Here is a 16,432-nt window from a genome sequence, read left to right as displayed (position 1 = left end):
CAATTTTCAACTTTTAAGCTCCGCGTGGATTCACCCGCGGAGCTTTTTTTATTACACTGCCGGAAGTGATTTTGCCCCTGAGCTCCGGACAGCAAGCGTTTCAGCGTTGTTAACAACTGCCAGCGACTTTGTAAACTCCCGAGCCCGGACAGATAAATGAGAGGAGCTTTTATGAATCCGACATTGTTACGCGTAACACAGCGCATTATTGAGCGCTCGAAAGAGACCCGTTCGGCCTACCTCGCCCGGATTGAGCAGGCAAAGAGCAACACCGTCCACCGATCTCAGCTGGCCTGCGGTAACCTGGCGCACGGCTTCGCCGCCTGCCAGCCTGACGATAAAGCGTCGCTGAAAAGCATGTTGCGTAACAATATCGCCATCATTACCGCCTATAACGATATGCTCTCCGCGCACCAGCCCTATGAGGTTTACCCGGATATCATCCGTAAAGCGCTGCACAGCGTGAATGCGGTGGGCCAGGTCGCGGGTGGGGTACCCGCCATGTGCGACGGCGTAACGCAGGGTCAGGACGGTATGGAGCTCTCCCTGCTGAGCCGCGAAGTGATTGCCATGTCCGCGGCGGTGGGTCTTTCACACAACATGTTTGATGGCGCGCTCTATCTCGGCGTGTGCGACAAGATTGTCCCGGGTCTGGTGATGGCGGCGCTGTCGTTTGGGCATCTGCCTGCTATCTTCGTGCCGTCCGGTCCAATGGCAAGCGGCCTGCCGAACAAAGAAAAAGTGCGTATCCGCCAGCTGTACGCGGAAGGGAAAGCAGACCGTCAGGCGCTGCTGGAGGCGGAAGCCGCGTCCTATCATGCGCCGGGGACCTGTACGTTCTACGGTACGGCTAACACTAACCAGATGGTGGTGGAGTTTATGGGGATGCAGCTTCCGGGCTCGTCCTTTATCCAGCCGGATGCGCCGCTGCGCAAGGCGCTGACCGAGGCCGCGGCCCGTCAGGTCACGCGTCTGACCGGAAACGGCAACGAATGGATGCCGATGGGTAAAATGGTCGATGAAAAAGTCATCGTCAACGGGATTGTCGCGCTGCTGGCAACCGGGGGGTCAACCAACCACACCATGCACCTGGTGGCTATGGCGCGTGCGGCGGGCATTCTGATTAACTGGGATGACTTCTCCGAGATCTCTTCCGTGGTGCCGCTGATGGCACGCCTGTACCCGAATGGCCCGGCGGACATCAACCACTTCCAGGCCGCTGGCGGCGTACCGCTGCTGATGCGCGAGCTGCTGAAGGGCGGTCTGCTGCATGAAGACGTGAATACCGTGGCTGGCTTTGGCCTGCAGCGCTACACCCAGGAGCCGTGGCTGAACAACGGCGAGCTGGACTGGCGTGATGGGGCGAGCGCGTCTCTTGATGCGCAGGTGATTGCCACTATCGACAAACCTTTCTCTCCTCACGGTGGCACCAAAGTGCTCAGCGGTAACCTCGGTCGCGCGGTGATGAAGACCTCTGCCGTACCGGAAGAGAACCAGATTATCGAAGCGCCGGCGGTGGTATTTGAAAGCCAGCACGATGTATTACCTGCCTTTGACGCCGGCCTGCTTGATAAAGACTGCGTGGTGGTGGTGCGTCACCAGGGGCCTAAAGCTAACGGGATGCCAGAATTACATAAACTTATGCCACCACTTGGTGTATTATTGGACCGCCGTTTCAAAATTGCGTTAGTAACCGATGGACGCCTCTCTGGGGCATCCGGTAAAGTGCCTTCAGCCATCCACGTGACGCCTGAAGCTTACGACGGCGGTTTACTGGCGAAAGTGCGTGACGGTGACACGATCCGCGTGAACGGTCAGACAGGTGAGTTAACCCTGCTGGTCGATGACGCCGAGCTGGCGGCACGTCAGCCCCATATTCCTGACCTGAGCGCATCGCGCGTGGGGACCGGACGCGAAATGTTCAGCGCGCTGCGTGAGAAACTCTCCGGTGCGGAGCAGGGCGCTACCTGTATTACGTTTTAAGACGACTTGATTTTAACGATCTGGCGAGAGAAAACTCTGATGAAAAACTGGAAAACAAGTGCAGAATCAATCCTGACCACTGGCCCTGTCGTGCCGGTTATCGTGGTAAACAAGCTGGAGCACGCTGTACCGATGGCGAAAGCGCTGGTTGCGGGTGGCGTTCGCGTTCTGGAAGTGACCCTGCGCACCGCCTGCGCGATGGATGCCATTCGCGCGATTGCCAAAGAAGTGCCGGACGCCATCATCGGTGCGGGTACCGTGACGAACGCAAAACAGCTGGCTGAAGTGACCGAAGCGGGCGCACAGTTTGCCATTAGCCCGGGGCTGACCGAGTCGCTGCTGAAAGCCGCGACCGAAGGCACTATTCCACTGATCCCGGGTATCAGCACCGTCTCCGAACTGATGCTGGGCATGGACTACGGTCTGAAAGAGTTTAAATTTTTCCCGGCTGAAGCGAACGGCGGCACCAAAGCGCTGCAGGCGATTGCGGGTCCATTCTCTCAGGTACGCTTCTGCCCGACGGGCGGCATCTCTCCTGCCAACTACCGTGACTACCTGGCACTGAAAAGCGTCCTGTGCATCGGTGGCTCATGGCTGGTTCCGGCGGATGCGCTGGAAGCGGGCGACTGGGATCGCATCACCAAACTGGCTCGCGAAGCGGTAGAAGGCGCGAAGCAGTAAGTCTCTCGTCGCATGAAAAACGGGCCTTTCGGCCCGTTTTTTTATCCCGTTACCTTAACGCTTGCTGCGGCCGCTTTGGCTCTCGCCACGGCGTCGTCAACGTTATCCCCGGTGGCTAACGCCACGCCAAGACGCCGGGTTCCATCAATCTCAGGCTTGCCGAACAAACGTACCTGCAACCCGGCACCCACCGCCCCGTCGACATTATCAAACGTGACGTTCTGGCTGGTTAACTGCGGCAGGATCACCGCCGAGGCGGCCGGGCCGTACTGACGGATACCGCCGACGGGCAGGCCGAGGAAGGCACGCACGTGCAGGGCGAATTCGGAGAGATCCTGCGAAATCAGCGTCACCATGCCGGTGTCATGCGGGCGAGGGGAAACTTCGCTGAAAACCACCTCGTCGCCGCACACAAACAGCTCCACGCCAAACAGGCCATAGCCGCCCAGCGCCAGGACGGTTTTACGGGCGATCTCCTGAGCACGTTCCAGCGCCAGGGCGCTCAGCTGCTGCGGCTGCCAGGATTCGCGATAATCGCCATCTTCCTGACGGTGGCCTATCGGGTCGCAGAAATGGACGCCGTCAACGGCGCTGACGGTCAGCAGGGTGATCTCGAAATCAAACTTCACGACGCCTTCGACGATGACGCGACCGGCACCGGCGCGGCCGCCCTGCTGGGCGTACTCCCACGCCTTTTCCAGCGTGCTGCTGTCGCGAATAAAGCTCTGTCCTTTACCGGAGGAGCTCATCACCGGCTTAACGATGCACGGGTAGCCAATCTCGTCTACAGCCTGCAGGAATGCCGCCTTATCGCCAGCAAAACGATAGCTCGAGGTGGGCAATTCCAGCTCTTCCGCCGCCAGGCGACGAATGCCTTCGCGATTCATGGTCAGCTTTGCGGCTTTCGCGCAGGGCACCACGCGCTGGCCTTCCTGCTCAAGCGCGATCAGCGTATCGGTGGCAATGGCTTCAATTTCCGGCACGACAAAATCAGGTTTCTCGCGCGTAATCAGCTCGCTAAGGGCATCGCCATCCAGCATGTTAATCACATAAGAACGATGGGCGACGTGCATGGCTGGGGCGTCGGCATAACGGTCCACGGCAATGACTTCCACGCCTAAACGCTGGCACTCAATGGCGACCTCTTTCCCCAGCTCGCCCGATCCCAACAGCATCACTCGCGTCGCCGCAGGTCGCAGCGCAGTTCCTAAACGAATCATAACAATCCCCCTGAAAAAGTTGCGGGCAGTATAAACGAAAACGTTTGCGTCTGTCTTGTACACGCCAGGTGAGGGGGAGAAGAAATTTGCGCTTCTTTAGCCCGTCCAGACATTTCCTGACGCCTGCTCGCTTACGCTGTGGAACATATTCACCGTTAAGTGAGGAAAACTATGTCTGGCTGGCTAAATCAATTGCAATCCCTGTTAGGGCAGAAAACATCGTCTGGCGAGCGGGACCTGAGCAAACTGCTGGTACCCGGGGCGCTCGGCGGGCTGGCAGGCCTGCTGGTCGCGAATAAATCCTCGCGCAAGCTGCTGGCAAAGTACGGGACAGGCGCACTGCTGGCCGGTGGGGGCGCCATTGCGGGTACCGTCCTGTGGAACAAATACAAGGACAGGGTTAGGACCGCGCACAGCGATGAACCGCATTACGGCGAGCACACCTCGCCGCTGGATCTGCGTACCGAACGGCTGATCCTGGCGCTGGTCTTTGCCGCGAAAAGTGACGGACATATCGACGATAGGGAACGACTGGCGATCGAGCAGCAACTGCGTGAAGCCGGCGTTGAAGAGAAGGGCAGAACGCTGGTGGCGCAGGCCATCGAACAGCCTCTGGAGCCGCAGCGTCTGGCGCAAAGCGTGAAAAATGAGGAAGAGGCGCTTGAACTCTATTTCCTCAGCTGTGCCGCCATCGATATCGATCACTTTATGGAGCGGAGCTACCTTAACGCCCTGGGTGATGCGTTAAAGATCCCACAAGACGTGCGCGAAGGCATTGAGCGGGATATCCGGGAACAAAAACAGGCGTTACAGGGATAGTTCTCGCCGTTGCGACCCTGTTTCGCTTGCATCATGCGTGGGTTTTGCCAACCTTATAGGGTGTAAAACAAAAAAGAAAGATGACATGCCACCGAAAGCCCGACGTATACCTTATGCGATCACCACGCATGGCGATACGCGTATAGACAACTATTACTGGCTACGGGACGATTCGCGCTCCCGGCCAGAGGTGCTCGACTACCTGCACGAGGAAAACGACTATGGCCGCAAGGTCATGTCCAGCCAGCAGACGCTTCAGGACCAGCTGCTGAATGAAATGGTGCAGCGTATTCCTCAGCGCGATATCTCCGCGCCCTGGACCAAAAACGGCTATCGCTATCGCCATATTTACGAGCCCGGCAATGAGTATCCCATTTATCAGCGTCAGTCGGTATTAAGCGCCGAATGGGACGAGTGGGATATTCTGCTGGATGCCAACCAGCGCGCTGCACACAGCGAGTTTTATACCCTGGGCGGCATGTCCATTTCGCCTGACAATGCGGTGATGGCGCTGGCGGAGGATTATCTCTCCCGCCGCCAGTACGGCCTGCGGTTTCGCAATCTGGAGAGCGGCAACTGGTATCCGGAAATGCTGGAAAACGTCTCCCCGGATTTTGTCTGGGCGAATGATTCCGAGACGGTTTACTACGTCAAAAAGCACGCCTCGACGCTACTGCCTTATCAGGTATGGCGGCACACCGTGGGAACGGACTCCGCAGACGACGAGCTGGTTTATGAAGAGAAAGACGAAACGTTCTATGTCAGCCTGCATAAAACCTCCTCGCGCCACTATGTGATTATCTTCCTTGCCAGCGCGACGACGTCGGAAGTTCTGCTGCTGGATGCCGAACTGCCTGACGCCCAGCCGCTCTGTTTCCTGCCGCGCCGCAAGGATCACGAGTACAGCCTGGATCATTTCCAGCACAGCTTTTATTTGCGCTCCAATCGTGAGGGCAAAAACTTTGGTCTCTATAAAACCAAAGTGCGCGATGAGCGCAAGTGGGAGGTGCTTATCCCCGCGCGGGATCAGGTGATGCTGGAAGGGTTCACCCTGTTTACCGACTGGCTGGTGGTGGAGGAGCGCCAGCGAGGGCTGACCAGTATCCGGCAAATCAACCGCAAAACGCGTGAAGTGGTGGGGATTGCGTTCGACGACCCGGCCTATGTGACGTGGATTGGATTCAATCCCGAACCCGAATCATCGCGGCTGCGCTACGGCTACTCATCCATGACCACACCGGACACCCTGTTTGAGCTGGACATGGATACCGGACAGCGCCAGGTGATTAAACAGACCGAGGTCAAAGGGTTTGAGTCTGAAAACTACCGCAGCGAGCACCTGTGGGTCACCGCCCGGGATGGCGTTGAGGTCCCCGTCTCGCTCGTCTATCACCAAGCCCATTTCCAGAAAGGCAAAAACCCGATCCTGGTTTACGGCTACGGGTCGTATGGCTCAAGCATGGACGCCGATTTCAGCAGCAGCCGGTTAAGCCTGCTCGATCGCGGCTTTGTTTTCGCCATAGCCCATATTCGCGGCGGCGGTGAGCTGGGCCAGCACTGGTATGAAGACGGGAAATTCCTGAAAAAGAAAAACACCTTCAATGATTATCTCGACGTCTGCGACGCGCTGATTGAGCAGGGCTATGGCGATCCGCAACTCTGCTTTGGCATGGGCGGCAGCGCGGGCGGCATGCTGATGGGGGCGGTTATCAACCAGCGTCCCGACCGCTTTAAGGGGATTGTCGCGCAGGTACCGTTTGTCGATGTGGTGACGACCATGCTCGATGAATCCATTCCTCTTACCACCGGAGAGTTTGAAGAGTGGGGAAACCCGCAGGATGAGATTTACTACCGCTATATGAAAGAGTACAGCCCGTACGACAACGTGGAGGCGAAAGCCTACCCGCACATGCTGGTCACCACCGGTTTGCATGATTCTCAGGTGCAGTACTGGGAGCCGGCAAAATGGGTGGCAAAGCTGCGGGAGCTGAAAACCGATGACAATCTGCTGCTGCTGTGTACCGATATGGACTCCGGACACGGCGGGAAATCGGGACGATTTAAATCGTACGAAGGGGTTGCCCTGGAATATGCCTTCCTGATTGGCCTGGCGCAGGACACGCTGCCAGGCCGTGCGGAGGGTTAAGCGTCGCCCAGATAATGTTTCAGCGTTAAGCGCAGTTCCGGGCTCATTCTGTCGAGGTTGTTATACAGCCAGCGCAAATAGCCCGGGTCTTTATCCGCTATCTCAGACACCGGCTTCCCGCGATATTTACCAAAGGTAAATGTGGTCAGTAACGCGGGGCGTCCAGTGATCGTCGCCATATCATCCGGTGTCCAGCCTGAGATATTCATAATATCAATCAGCAACGCGGCGGTGATATAGCAGTCATAAAGGGCGCGGTGATGGTGAAGCCCCTCAGGGGTACGAACGCTGAGCTTGCGGGACTTGTACAGCGCCATATTGCTGTATTTAATGCCCGGCCAGAGACGACGCGCCAGCTTCATTGTGCAAATCCATTCGCCCGGCATTTCAGGTAGCACCCGGCGGTCAAAGCTGGCGTTATGCGCGACGTACCACGGACTACCGTAGTAGTGCGGAATGATCTCTTCAATCCAGGGCTTATCCGCCACCATCGATTCTGTAATGCGATGGATAGCCATCGCCTGGGGGCTGATGGGGCGATCGGGACGCACCAGATGGCTCATTGGGTTGACGATTTTACCATCAACCACGTCGACAGAGGCCACTTCCACAATTCCGCCCTGAAGATCGCAAGTTTCGGTATCGATGACGCGCAGCATTGAAAACTCCTGGGCTTAAAACGCCTAGCCTAAAGGAATGATATCGCCTTGCCAACCCTCTCCGCCGAGCGTGCCGGTCACCAGAAGCTCGCCCTTATCCGCGCGGACGATCAGCTGGCCTTTTTCATCCCATAGCGCGCTGCCGCCGCAGGCATTCGCCATTAGCACCGCAATAGCATATTTATGCGCGAAGCGCTGCAGGTTACTGATGGATTGCCGCCAGCGATTATCCCCCACCGACTGGCAGCTGGTAACAAGCGTTGCTCTGGGATCGAGATTGGGAGAATCGGGATGTGCATCAATGATGCTAAGGTGCTTGTTCCCCGGCACCAGGCTGGCTCCGCGCCCTTGCGGATAGCGCAAAATGCGATGGCAAGCAGGCGAAAACAGCACAAGACCTTTCTGTCTCTGCCCATCCTGTTCCAGGGGGAGTCCTGCAATAACGGTAATCTGGTAAAAATGTGCCGCGTTAAGCAGCGGCTCCAGCTGCGCGTCATCGGGTGGGGGAGGTAGCGTCGGCGCGCCAGAACCCGTTAAGGAGAGTTCAGGGAAGACCAGCAGATCGCACCCCTGCCGTGCGGCTTCGGCGATGAAGCGCAGGTGGTGCGTAACATGGTCATTCACACTCTGATGCAGCCCGCCATACTGTGCTGCCGCTATGTTCCAATGTGACATCGTGACTTCCTTATACACTGAGTCGCAGGGATTTAAGAATACACCTAAATTTATCAGGGTTTTCTTATCCTGCCAGATTCCGTGTAAGGAAGTGTAACGACTCGTTAAGCTTATTTAACTTTAGGTTCGTACGGTAAACGGGAGAGGTTAACCGAGGCGAGACGGTGGGCGATTAATCTTTCGCGAAACCAGTCGCGCAGATGGGCGGGTTGTTCCCGTTCAACGACTTCAGCCACGACAGGCATGTTGTAACGCTCTTTGAACGCGACGCCAGCGGCAGCGAGATCGACATTCACTTTATCCATCTCGTCCTGCGGAAGGGCGGCCAGATTGATCTTCATTACCTTCTCCTTTTTCTGCGGCGGCAACGTTACCGCGATTGCACGACGATGACAAGCGGAGGCAGGATGATCCTCGACTCGTTTATTATACAGCGTTATTCTTTAGCATACAGACATAACAAAAAGGAATGATTGCGATGGGTTTCTCCGCCTCCCGCGCGGTATGCGCACTGGTTTTTGTGGCCTCGACAATGATGGCGCCCTCCGCGCTGGCACATGCACATCTTAAACAGCAGAGCCCGGCAGCGGACAGCGTGGTGAGCGCTCCGCAGGCACTTACGCTGAATTTTTCAGAAGGCATCGAACCGGGGTTTAGCGGTGTGGTGGTAACGGATGCGCAAAAGCAGGTCATCAAAACGGGAACCGTCACGCGCGACGAAAAGAACAAGGCGCAACTCACCGTTCCGCTGGAACAAACGCTGACGTCAGGAACGTACCAGGTAGACTGGCATGTCGTCTCCGTAGACGGCCATAAAACCAAAGGCAGCTATCACTTTAGCGTGAAATAGCATGCTGGCGCTGTGTTATATCGGGTTGCGCTTTATCCATTTCGGGGCGCTGATGCTTGTTTTTGGCAACGCGCTTTACAGCGTCTGGTTTGCGCCTTCCTCTCTCCACCGCCTGATGTCCCGGCGATTTCAGCTGCAGCAGAAAGTGGCGGCCTTAATGAGCCTGGCGGCAGCGCTCCTGATGTTTATGCTTCAGGGCGGACTGATGGGTAACGGCTGGGGAGATGTGTTTGCCCCGCAGGTCTGGTACGGCGTAATGAGGACGCAGTTTGGCGGCGTCTGGCTGTGGCAAATCATACTCGCTGCGATCACGGTCGGCGCAGCATGGCTCGCACCGCTGAAAGGTTCGCGGCTGCTGCTGCTTACGATGGGCCAGCTTATCCTGCTGGCTGGGGTAGGGCACGCGGCAATGAACGACGGTCCGATGGGGGCGTTGCAGCGTCTTAATTATGCTTTTCACATGATCTGCGCCGCAACCTGGCTTGGCGGATTACTGCCTCTGCTGTTCTGCATGCGTCTGGCCAAAGGACGCTGGCAGAATGCCGCCATTTATACCATGATGCGCTTTTCGCGCGTGGGCCATTACGCCGTCGCGGGCGTGCTGCTCAGCGGAGCGATCAATGCGCTCATGATACTGGGTGTCCATATTCCCTGGCAGGCCGGTTACGTACAGTTTTTGTTGTTCAAATGTGCGCTGGTGGCGTTGATGGTGGTAATTGCGCTGGCAAATCGGTATTTTCTGGTGCCACGGTTTCGTCCGAAGAGCGGGCGAGCACAACAGATTTTTATCAGGATGACGCAGGCAGAAGTGGTGCTGGGAGCGCTGGTGCTGGCAACGGTCAGTCTGTTCGCCACCTGGGAACCCTTCTGATAAGGTTAAATATCATATGAAAAAGACAGTACTTTCTCTCATCTTGCTGGCCTGTACGGGGAGCGCGCTTGCCGCACCGCAGGTTATCACCGTCAGCCGTTTTGAAGTGGGTAAGGACAAATGGGCTTTCAATCGCGAAGAGGTGATGCTGACCTGCCGTCCGGGCCATGCGCTGTATGCGATCAACCCGAGCACGTTGGTGCAATATCCGCTGAATGATATCGCAGAGCAGCAGGTAGCCAGCGGAAAGAGCAGCGGACAGCCGATTAGCATTATTCAGATCGATGACCCGTCGCATCCGGGACAAAAAATGAGTCTGGCACCGTTTATCGAGCGCGCCGACAAGCTCTGCTAACGTTCGGGTTTCCAATAAAAAACCGCAGATGCTTGCGAAAGCACTGCGGTTTTTCACATTTAATGATGCTCTGGCGCTTTTTTTCCGACCGCTTTAGCTGTGGACTGGAAAACCTGGCGTCGTCATCTATTCTTAAAAGGCAAGGCGACTTAGCCTGCATTAATGCCAACTTTTAGCGCACGGCTCTCTCCCAAGAGCCATTTCCCTGGACCGAATACAGGAATCGTATTCGGTCTCTTTTTATCTGCCTTATAAATCATGTGGTTACAAGGCACGACACTAAATTACACGAAAAATGCACGAAATCACATATCCGGTGTTTAGTTCCTGTTGCACCAATGTAAACAGTTTTTCGCCCCTAGCCAAGATCTTTACGAACTTGAGTGCCTGATTTTTACTCTAAAAAGGGTAAACAGTGGAACTGATCAATCTATGCATAAGAATTCATTGACTTTTAAGTAAGCTGATAATTTAATTACAAAAAAATCAGGAGAGTACAATGAGCCAAGTTAATACCCATGTCAGCGCAGGTAGTGCAGGAGTTACGCCTGAACAGCTTTTGGAAGTCATTGAGTCGGTTTCGGAAACAAATTACAGTAGGATATATTTAAAGAAATCTGGCTTTGAAACATCTAACAGTTGGGAAATTACAAAAGCAAACATATTGGATCAACTATCAGGTAAGCGTGTAGCACCAGCTAAAGCTACTTTTGCTAGTTTAGAGAGAATTACAAAAGCGTTGATGGTGCTTGGAAAGCATCATTGTGAAATTTTCAGATTAAGTGAAAAAGAACATAAACATCTCTTGACAAATGCAACAAATTTTATTTTTGATGGTAAACCTTATTCTCTTTCATTCCCGGCATTTGTACCCCAAAGTTTGCTAACCACTGCTTTCATGCCGATATTAACAGCTATCGAGAAGCAAAATAGTGGTGTGGTGTTTTACTTCTCAACCCCGCGGAAAATAACTAAAAGAATTCATACACAAGAAGTAGTGGATGGAGTTTTAAGAGCGGTTTCTTACCCTGTTGAAGTTAAGGAGCAGCACATTGACAGTGTGTTTATACCTAATAACTGTAATAGAGCTGAATTTCGTATAAATAGTAAAGTCGGAAGAAGAGACATTACAAAGGAAATGGAAAATCTTCAGGATGTTTTTGTTTCTATATTGGCTAAAAATAATGTCAAACTAGCTGATGCCAACGCTATAAACATTAATTCTGCAATTGAAAACATCTATGATGATAATACATACGGAAGGGTGATTGATACCGTTTTTTGGAGTGAAGATAATGGTATTGCAATTCCTCGTGAGTGCCGAAAAGAGGTAGATGTGTGTCTCAGAGATCAGCCTTATCATCTTGAAGGCGCTAAAAAAGAAAAAGTAAAATGCATTGCAGTTTGTGTCCGTTTTGAAAAGACTGTAGAAAATGTAAACTTAAAAGTTAAAACGGACTTGAGGCTGGAATCTTTAGCTCAGTTTAATTATACTGTTAGTAAGAGATTCGAAATCATTAACCCGAGAGGTTATGCTCACGCGATATCTTTAATTTCCGATATTGAAAAGGCTTTATGAAATGAGCAAATTGGACCAAGTAAAAGATTTTATAAGCCATAATCCTGTTCTGGAAACAGAACTAAAGGAGGAAATGCTTCGCTTGGTCGAATATATAAAAAAACATCCAGATGTAAAATATTATCCACTTTCTAAGATAAAGACAGTAACAAAAACTGTTGAAGACGATACAAGTCTACAAATAGCATCCTTTTTTAGTGGCGATAAATTTAAAATTCTAGAGCCAAAATATTCTTATATCCTAGAGGATAATCATGAGATAGAACTAACCAGAAGTGAGTTCCAATATTATCTTATTCATCGTGAAGTTTGTTTAAATAAAGAAGGTGTAGAGGTTTGTCCAGTTATCAGAGAAAGACTTTCATTGTATTTCGCAATTGCCGGAAATGTTGAAACGGATTCTGATGAATGGGATGTTGAATAATGATTGGAACTGATGGTGTACTTTCTCGCTTAGTTCATTCAGGTAAACTTGCTGAGTTTCTCGCAAATGTTGATCCAATGAATTTTGAAGAATTTAGTCAGGGAGTTATTTTATCGCTTAGAAGTGCAGTGCAATCGATTGAAAAAAATGCAGATAAGTATTACAACTTAACTGAAGAGCAACTTAGCACGACAATTTCTTTATTGTTAGAACGTTCAGGATATAACACTAAAAATGAACCCTCTAATAGAGGTCATATTGATATATATGTTGAAAAAAACCATTTTAGTTGGTTAATTGAAGCAAAGATTGGTTATGATAATCAAAAAATATTTGAGGGATTGCTCCAGCTTGCTTCTAGGTACTTAACAGACCAAAGTTCAGCATGTTTGCTTTTATATTTCCGTCAGGCTGATATCAAGGCAACGTTCCAAAATTGGCAAGATTTTTTGCAGAAAAAGGAATGGGTAACATATGCGACAAACAACAATATACTTGATAAATGTACGCGTGCGTTCGATTCCACAAAGGTAACTAAAGATTCTTATTGCTTCGGCTATAGTTTTCTTTCAAATATCAAAACAACATCTGGTGATACTGTTAATATCTATCACGTAGGTGCAAATATCCATTTTCATCCATTTGATAGCAGTGGCCGAGATGGTGTTCAATTAAGAAAGAATCAAGCGAAAATATATTTTGAGCATATATATCAAACTCGACAATCTGGAGTTCCTTTGGATGAGGCTAAAATATATCAGGAATTAAATAATTATTTTGATTTTGATAAGTCATCTAATAATTCTGGAGGTCAAGATAAATCTAAAGGAAGAAAGGCGAAAACGCCTGGAAAAAAAACACCTAAGGCGGTAAAAAAAGCCAAGTAAAAAGTAACTTGGCTCAAAATTTGTTGGCTGTAATTTATAATAAAATGAATTTTTTTTCTCTTGCTTCCAAGTATTGGTCCGTCATTTTCTCTGAACGATGGCCAAACAATTTTTGGACAAAGCCCTTTCCCCGACTCGCTTCATACGTGCGACCAGACAAGCTTCTGATCTCATGGAAAGAGGGGGGGTGTTCAGAAAACTCCAGCCCCGACAATTTCCTCGCCTTCACAAAACCTTTCGTCAAACTGTCCAGATGAATAGCTCCGTCAGGACTGTTTTTCCGCTTGCCGGCGCTTATCAGAAAATCGGTTGTGCTCAGTAAACGACAGCGATCAATGATTGCGCTCAAGCGTATTCCATTCAGTGACAGGGATAACGGTATGGCAATCATTGCCCCTGTTTTTATCTGAGTTACGTGTAAGCGGTCATCATAAACATCAGTGAACCGCATGTTCGCTATATCCTCGCGGCGCTGCGCGGTTACCAACGCAAGATCCATCGCCAGTGGTAACCAGGGCGACAAAGTATCAGCTGCGGCTCTGATCGGTCCGTACATTTCCAGGCTTAGACGTTGACGGAATACGACGATCTTTGGCGTTCTCGTCGGTTCAACCGGATTAAGCGTCAGTGCGCCTTCGGCAATCGCCTCCCGAAAAATATCGATCAGCACAGAGCGCATAGTTGCGGCCATGGTCTTTTTTCCTTCTGCGATCCATGTATCGAGGAAGTCAGCTATATGGCGAGTGTTTACCTTGTTCAGTATCAGCTCACCCATTTTTTCATTGATGGTGGCAATCTGCCCCGCACGCACTTTATAGGTGTTGGCCGCCAGCTCTCTGCGCTGCAGTATGACGCTATAACGCTCAAGCCAATCACTCATGGTTAACTGTTTCTCGTCCGTGATTCGTTGCAGTAAACCACTTGGCGTAAAATTATTGGTAATATAATTATTAGCTTCAATAGCCTGAGCTATCGCCTGACTTTTTGAAAGTCCATCGAGAGGAAATTCTTTTCCACTAACAGGATTACGCCAATAATACTTTTTATATTTTTTCCTATAAGTTAGATTTCGCGGTAGATCGCGATTGTATTTCCTGCTCATGCTCAATCCTCTCCAGTAAGCTGCTTTTTTTACCAGTTCGGCCATTTGGGTTTTGATGTTGGATTTTGCTACATGCTTTACTTGGCTTGATATAAAAAGCATCATGTTGAACTTTATATTCGCGCCCGTGTTTTTCTGGAGGTGGGTAAATATTCCCGTTCCTCGCCCAGCGTTGCAAAGTTCCAATAGGCGGCGGATCTTGATAGACATCGCTCGCCCACTCTTTGAGTGTCAAAAGCATGTTTTACCCCATGACCGACCAGCAAGTTAACGCTGGTCGGCTATAAAAACTGAATTACGAAAATCACTTAGTGCATGGAAAAGGCGCTTGCTTTCTCCAGTGAGTAACCTCTGCGCCATCTTTCAAGGTTGGATAGCTTGCAAGAGAAGTTATCATAGCGTCTTGGTGCCAACACTTGCCGTGACCGAAATAGCCGCTGTATACCCCTTCAGGAATATCATTGCTCACAGATGATTCAACAAAAAAATCTACTGGAATGCATGGTTCTGGAAGTGCGTCTTTAACAGATACCCATTCATTCAGATCGTTTGCTAAAACATTTTGTTCATTTTCGCGAACTTTTATCAGTTCATTGATTGCGCGAACAAAATCATGCATGGAATTGAAATGCCGATATGCATCGCGAAGTTTATATAATTCATTCAGCGTAAGGTTTTGCTGCTTTGTGTTTACCATCCGGCTTGACCCCAATATTAAGAATTAAATCAATTTTCACTGTGGCCCCTTGTGTGACCTTAAAAAGTAACGATCCACAAAAAGGGCAGATGGAAAACGTGTCCCACGTTTCACCTTCCGGCGCTTCAGTGGTTTGTAACTTCTCAAGGCATTTAGGGCAGTTATAAGCGATCAGCTTTGTCTCGTTCAGTTCTGCCTTATAGAGCCAGCGGCGATAATTAACTAAACGTTCTTTCTCTACCTTGTTCATACTGCGGTCCTGCTGCGCTGTGCTTCGATATCACGCTGTTCGTTGATGATTTCCACTACCTCATTTAAAAGCTCGCCAGAAAGGGTAATAGCGCCGCTCTCATTGATTCCGGCAAGCGTGATCAGCTCAACCAGACGGCGGGCCTTCTTCACGCTGATTTCAGGAGCTATTACGCTGCGGGTGACTTTCTTCTTTCCAGCGGCAGCGGCTACGGCCTTATCCTGCTCAAGCACTTCGCCCGCTTTTTCACCGAACTCTTTTACACGCTCAATAGCTGCACCAGCCGTTACTTCACCAGCCTGAACTTTCTGCTTCACGTCATGATTCGCGCCAGCCAGGGTAAGCAGGTTCCGAACCGTCGGTTCTGACTTGTTCACCAGCGCGGCTATTTCTGCGACCGACTGATTGAAAGCCGATGCCAGCTCTTTTACCACCGCGGCCTGTTCCAGTTCTGAAAGGCTTAACTGGTTGTTGGAGGTCAGGATTCGCGCAAGGCGTTCTTTGTCATCGCCAACGAACTGGACGATGTGGATTTTGTTTACCGGCTTTCCTGCTTCTCGGCAGCGCTCATAGCAACGGTGTCGGCGGTGACCCTCAACAATCCACACACCGCCTTCATCACGGGAAATCACTTCAAGCGGTGGAACGCTGCCGCCATTCATCAGGAACTGGAAAAGATCGTCATCGGCCTGGCGTGTACGTTCATCATCGAGGCGCTTGTTAAAGCCTGGTTTGACGTGAATATCATCCAGATGGATAAACATACCATTATCAGTGCGGGAGATAACGCCGCCGCGTGTCATTTGTCTGAAAGAGTTAGCCATCTTAATTCCCCCTTAGCTTTTTCACATACTTCATGCATCTGGTAGGGCTGCACTGAGTCCACTGGTTTTTATGCTGCATCTTCTGGCTCGGCGTGTAGTAGCACACTGTTCCTTCGGGAGTTCTGAAGAGGAGGGTGTTATTGCCTTCTTCAAAAACAACGCCATTACGCATGAAGAAACCTTTAATTCTTTGATGTGCTCCATCACGGGCCTTTTTTCTCCCCTCTTTTAGAAAGGGGGCGATGTCACGAAAATAATCACCCATATCACCCATAACTTTTCTTGGCCTCTCGCCCGTAATATTTTCCCTGCTGCGTATCAAATACTTTTACGCTTGCCCACTTGAAGCTGTTGCTAAACAGGAGAGGGCGAACTTTGAACACAGACTTACCGCGTTTTAGGTTGAACAT

Annotated in this window: 20 protein-coding genes; 10 read left to right on the top strand and 10 right to left on the bottom strand. The window is 51.1% G+C overall.

All coding sequences use genetic code 11. The features are described 5' to 3' along the window. Nucleotides 1-171 precede the first annotated feature (171 nt). Together edd and kdgA are read left to right on the top strand one after the other, a co-directional pair. A complete protein-coding gene (gene edd / locus PUP35_RS13505; protein WP_115875686.1) occupies nucleotides 172-1,983 on the top strand; it encodes a phosphogluconate dehydratase in 1,812 nt (603 codons plus the stop codon). Nucleotides 1,984-2,022: 39 nt separating this feature from the next. Then, the gene (gene kdgA, locus PUP35_RS13500; protein WP_063409039.1) at nucleotides 2,023-2,664 is read left to right on the top strand and encodes a bifunctional 4-hydroxy-2-oxoglutarate aldolase/2-dehydro-3-deoxy-phosphogluconate aldolase; all 642 of its coding nucleotides are present in this window, start codon (nucleotides 2,023-2,025) and stop codon (nucleotides 2,662-2,664) included. Between the two features lie 41 nt (nucleotides 2,665-2,705). Here the strand turns inward: kdgA and purT are convergent, their stop codons facing one another. Next, nucleotides 2,706-3,884 carry a formate-dependent phosphoribosylglycinamide formyltransferase gene (gene purT, locus PUP35_RS13495; RefSeq protein WP_274240183.1) on the bottom strand — a complete coding sequence of 393 codons (1,179 nt, stop codon included), beginning with the start codon at nucleotides 3,882-3,884 and terminating at the stop codon, nucleotides 2,706-2,708. 171 nt (nucleotides 3,885-4,055) lie between these two features. Here purT and PUP35_RS13490 point away from each other — a divergent pair, with 171 nt between their 5' ends. Both PUP35_RS13490 and ptrB read left to right on the top strand, forming a co-directional pair. Beyond that, nucleotides 4,056-4,703 (top strand): tellurite resistance TerB family protein, encoded by a 648-nt coding sequence (locus PUP35_RS13490; protein ID WP_274240182.1) that lies wholly within the window; start codon nucleotides 4,056-4,058, stop codon nucleotides 4,701-4,703. A gap of 85 nt (nucleotides 4,704-4,788) precedes the next feature. Next, nucleotides 4,789-6,849, top strand: a complete 2,061-nt coding sequence (gene ptrB / locus PUP35_RS13485) for an oligopeptidase B (protein ID WP_274240179.1) — start codon at nucleotides 4,789-4,791, stop codon at nucleotides 6,847-6,849. Here the strand turns inward: ptrB and exoX are convergent. The 3 genes from exoX to PUP35_RS13470 all read right to left on the bottom strand — a co-directional run bounded on the left by exoX (nucleotide 6,846) and on the right by PUP35_RS13470 (nucleotide 8,524). Continuing rightward, nucleotides 6,846-7,508: an exodeoxyribonuclease X gene (gene exoX / locus PUP35_RS13480; RefSeq protein WP_115875682.1), complete on the bottom strand. Its 663-nt coding sequence runs from the start codon at nucleotides 7,506-7,508 to the stop codon at nucleotides 6,846-6,848. The two genes, ptrB and exoX, sit on opposite strands and share 4 nt — an antisense overlap. A 24-nt stretch (nucleotides 7,509-7,532) precedes the next feature. Next, entirely contained in the window at nucleotides 7,533-8,183 is a 651-nt protein-coding gene (locus PUP35_RS13475) for a carbon-nitrogen hydrolase family protein (protein ID WP_274240177.1), read from the bottom strand. A 110-nt stretch (nucleotides 8,184-8,293) separates the two neighbouring features. Beyond that, the gene (locus tag PUP35_RS13470; RefSeq protein ID WP_008500465.1) at nucleotides 8,294-8,524 is read right to left on the bottom strand and encodes a DNA polymerase III subunit theta; all 231 of its coding nucleotides are present in this window, start codon (nucleotides 8,522-8,524) and stop codon (nucleotides 8,294-8,296) included. 137 nt (nucleotides 8,525-8,661) lie between these two features. Between PUP35_RS13470 and yobA the strand changes: the two genes are divergently transcribed. The 6 genes from yobA (at nucleotide 8,662) to PUP35_RS13440 (ending at nucleotide 13,149) form a co-directional block, all read left to right on the top strand. Further along, a complete protein-coding gene (yobA, locus tag PUP35_RS13465) occupies nucleotides 8,662-9,033 on the top strand; it encodes a CopC domain-containing protein YobA (protein ID WP_274240174.1) in 372 nt (123 codons plus the stop codon). 1 nt (nucleotide 9,034) lies between these two features. Continuing rightward, on the top strand, nucleotides 9,035-9,904 hold the full coding sequence (gene copD, locus PUP35_RS13460) for a copper homeostasis membrane protein CopD (RefSeq protein ID WP_274240172.1): 870 nt from the start codon (nucleotides 9,035-9,037) through the stop codon (nucleotides 9,902-9,904). 16 nt (nucleotides 9,905-9,920) lie between these two features. Continuing rightward, nucleotides 9,921-10,259: a YebY family protein gene (locus tag PUP35_RS13455; protein ID WP_111964807.1), complete on the top strand. Its 339-nt coding sequence runs from the start codon at nucleotides 9,921-9,923 to the stop codon at nucleotides 10,257-10,259. Nucleotides 10,260-10,758: 499 nt separating this feature from the next. After that, complete coding sequence (locus tag PUP35_RS13450; protein ID WP_274240170.1) at nucleotides 10,759-11,838, top strand: hypothetical protein; 1,080 nt, start codon at nucleotides 10,759-10,761, stop codon at nucleotides 11,836-11,838. A gap of 1 nt (nucleotide 11,839) precedes the next feature. Beyond that, nucleotides 11,840-12,262 (top strand): hypothetical protein, encoded by a 423-nt coding sequence (locus PUP35_RS13445; RefSeq protein WP_274240168.1) that lies wholly within the window; start codon nucleotides 11,840-11,842, stop codon nucleotides 12,260-12,262. Continuing rightward, complete coding sequence (locus PUP35_RS13440) at nucleotides 12,262-13,149, top strand: hypothetical protein (protein ID WP_274240167.1); 888 nt, start codon at nucleotides 12,262-12,264, stop codon at nucleotides 13,147-13,149. The genes PUP35_RS13445 and PUP35_RS13440 overlap by 1 nt, the downstream gene beginning before the upstream one ends. A 34-nt stretch (nucleotides 13,150-13,183) precedes the next feature. Here PUP35_RS13440 and PUP35_RS13435 read toward each other — a convergent pair whose 3' ends face one another. The 6 genes from PUP35_RS13435 to PUP35_RS13410 all read right to left on the bottom strand — a co-directional run bounded on the left by PUP35_RS13435 (nucleotide 13,184) and on the right by PUP35_RS13410 (nucleotide 16,296). Next, nucleotides 13,184-14,251, bottom strand: coding sequence for a tyrosine-type recombinase/integrase (locus PUP35_RS13435; RefSeq protein ID WP_274240166.1), 1,068 nt, complete (start codon nucleotides 14,249-14,251; stop codon nucleotides 13,184-13,186). After that, nucleotides 14,205-14,492, bottom strand: a complete 288-nt coding sequence (locus PUP35_RS13430) for an excisionase (protein WP_274240165.1) — start codon at nucleotides 14,490-14,492, stop codon at nucleotides 14,205-14,207. The genes PUP35_RS13435 and PUP35_RS13430 overlap by 47 nt, the downstream gene beginning before the upstream one ends. Before the next feature lie 63 nt (nucleotides 14,493-14,555). After that, entirely contained in the window at nucleotides 14,556-14,948 is a 393-nt protein-coding gene (locus tag PUP35_RS13425) for a DUF551 domain-containing protein (protein WP_274240164.1), read from the bottom strand. Continuing rightward, nucleotides 14,911-15,198 carry a hypothetical protein gene (locus PUP35_RS13420; RefSeq protein ID WP_274240163.1) on the bottom strand — a complete coding sequence of 96 codons (288 nt, stop codon included), beginning with the start codon at nucleotides 15,196-15,198 and terminating at the stop codon, nucleotides 14,911-14,913. The genes PUP35_RS13425 and PUP35_RS13420 overlap by 38 nt, the downstream gene beginning before the upstream one ends. Then, nucleotides 15,195-16,022, bottom strand: coding sequence for a ParB/RepB/Spo0J family partition protein (locus PUP35_RS13415; RefSeq protein ID WP_274240162.1), 828 nt, complete (start codon nucleotides 16,020-16,022; stop codon nucleotides 15,195-15,197). Before PUP35_RS13415 ends, PUP35_RS13420 begins: the two co-directional genes overlap by 4 nt. Before the next feature lies 1 nt (nucleotide 16,023). Continuing rightward, nucleotides 16,024-16,296 carry a hypothetical protein gene (locus PUP35_RS13410; RefSeq protein ID WP_274240160.1) on the bottom strand — a complete coding sequence of 91 codons (273 nt, stop codon included), beginning with the start codon at nucleotides 16,294-16,296 and terminating at the stop codon, nucleotides 16,024-16,026. Between the last annotated feature and the right edge of the window lie 136 nt (nucleotides 16,297-16,432).

The organism is Enterobacter sp. S-33, assembly GCF_028735835.1.
GTDB classification, from domain to species: Bacteria; Pseudomonadota; Gammaproteobacteria; order Enterobacterales; family Enterobacteriaceae; genus Enterobacter; species Enterobacter vonholyi.
The sequence above is the reverse complement of the archived record's forward strand: the minus strand, read 5'-3'. Positions and strand labels throughout refer to the sequence as shown.

Excerpts from the sequence above, each read along its gene's own strand:
- edd (WP_115875686.1), top strand. The coding sequence starts at position 172 with ATGAATCCGACATTGTTACGCGTAACACAGCGCATTATTGAGCGCTCG.
- kdgA (WP_063409039.1), top strand. The coding sequence starts at position 2,023 with ATGAAAAACTGGAAAACAAGTGCAGAATCAATCCTGACCACTGGCCCT.
- purT (WP_274240183.1), bottom strand. The coding sequence starts at position 3,884 with ATGATTCGTTTAGGAACTGCGCTGCGACCTGCGGCGACGCGAGTGATG.
- PUP35_RS13490 (WP_274240182.1), top strand. The coding sequence starts at position 4,056 with ATGTCTGGCTGGCTAAATCAATTGCAATCCCTGTTAGGGCAGAAAACA.
- ptrB (WP_274240179.1), top strand. The coding sequence starts at position 4,789 with ATGCCACCGAAAGCCCGACGTATACCTTATGCGATCACCACGCATGGC.
- exoX (WP_115875682.1), bottom strand. The coding sequence starts at position 7,508 with ATGCTGCGCGTCATCGATACCGAAACTTGCGATCTTCAGGGCGGAATT.
- PUP35_RS13475 (WP_274240177.1), bottom strand. The coding sequence starts at position 8,183 with ATGTCACATTGGAACATAGCGGCAGCACAGTATGGCGGGCTGCATCAG.
- PUP35_RS13470 (WP_008500465.1), bottom strand. The coding sequence starts at position 8,524 with ATGAAGATCAATCTGGCCGCCCTTCCGCAGGACGAGATGGATAAAGTG.
- yobA (WP_274240174.1), top strand. The coding sequence starts at position 8,662 with ATGGGTTTCTCCGCCTCCCGCGCGGTATGCGCACTGGTTTTTGTGGCC.
- copD (WP_274240172.1), top strand. The coding sequence starts at position 9,035 with ATGCTGGCGCTGTGTTATATCGGGTTGCGCTTTATCCATTTCGGGGCG.
- PUP35_RS13455 (WP_111964807.1), top strand. The coding sequence starts at position 9,921 with ATGAAAAAGACAGTACTTTCTCTCATCTTGCTGGCCTGTACGGGGAGC.
- PUP35_RS13450 (WP_274240170.1), top strand. The coding sequence starts at position 10,759 with ATGAGCCAAGTTAATACCCATGTCAGCGCAGGTAGTGCAGGAGTTACG.
- PUP35_RS13445 (WP_274240168.1), top strand. The coding sequence starts at position 11,840 with ATGAGCAAATTGGACCAAGTAAAAGATTTTATAAGCCATAATCCTGTT.
- PUP35_RS13440 (WP_274240167.1), top strand. The coding sequence starts at position 12,262 with ATGATTGGAACTGATGGTGTACTTTCTCGCTTAGTTCATTCAGGTAAA.
- PUP35_RS13435 (WP_274240166.1), bottom strand. The coding sequence starts at position 14,251 with ATGAGCAGGAAATACAATCGCGATCTACCGCGAAATCTAACTTATAGG.
- PUP35_RS13430 (WP_274240165.1), bottom strand. The coding sequence starts at position 14,492 with ATGCTTTTGACACTCAAAGAGTGGGCGAGCGATGTCTATCAAGATCCG.
- PUP35_RS13425 (WP_274240164.1), bottom strand. The coding sequence starts at position 14,948 with ATGGTAAACACAAAGCAGCAAAACCTTACGCTGAATGAATTATATAAA.
- PUP35_RS13420 (WP_274240163.1), bottom strand. The coding sequence starts at position 15,198 with ATGAACAAGGTAGAGAAAGAACGTTTAGTTAATTATCGCCGCTGGCTC.
- PUP35_RS13415 (WP_274240162.1), bottom strand. The coding sequence starts at position 16,022 with ATGGCTAACTCTTTCAGACAAATGACACGCGGCGGCGTTATCTCCCGC.
- PUP35_RS13410 (WP_274240160.1), bottom strand. The coding sequence starts at position 16,296 with ATGGGTGATATGGGTGATTATTTTCGTGACATCGCCCCCTTTCTAAAA.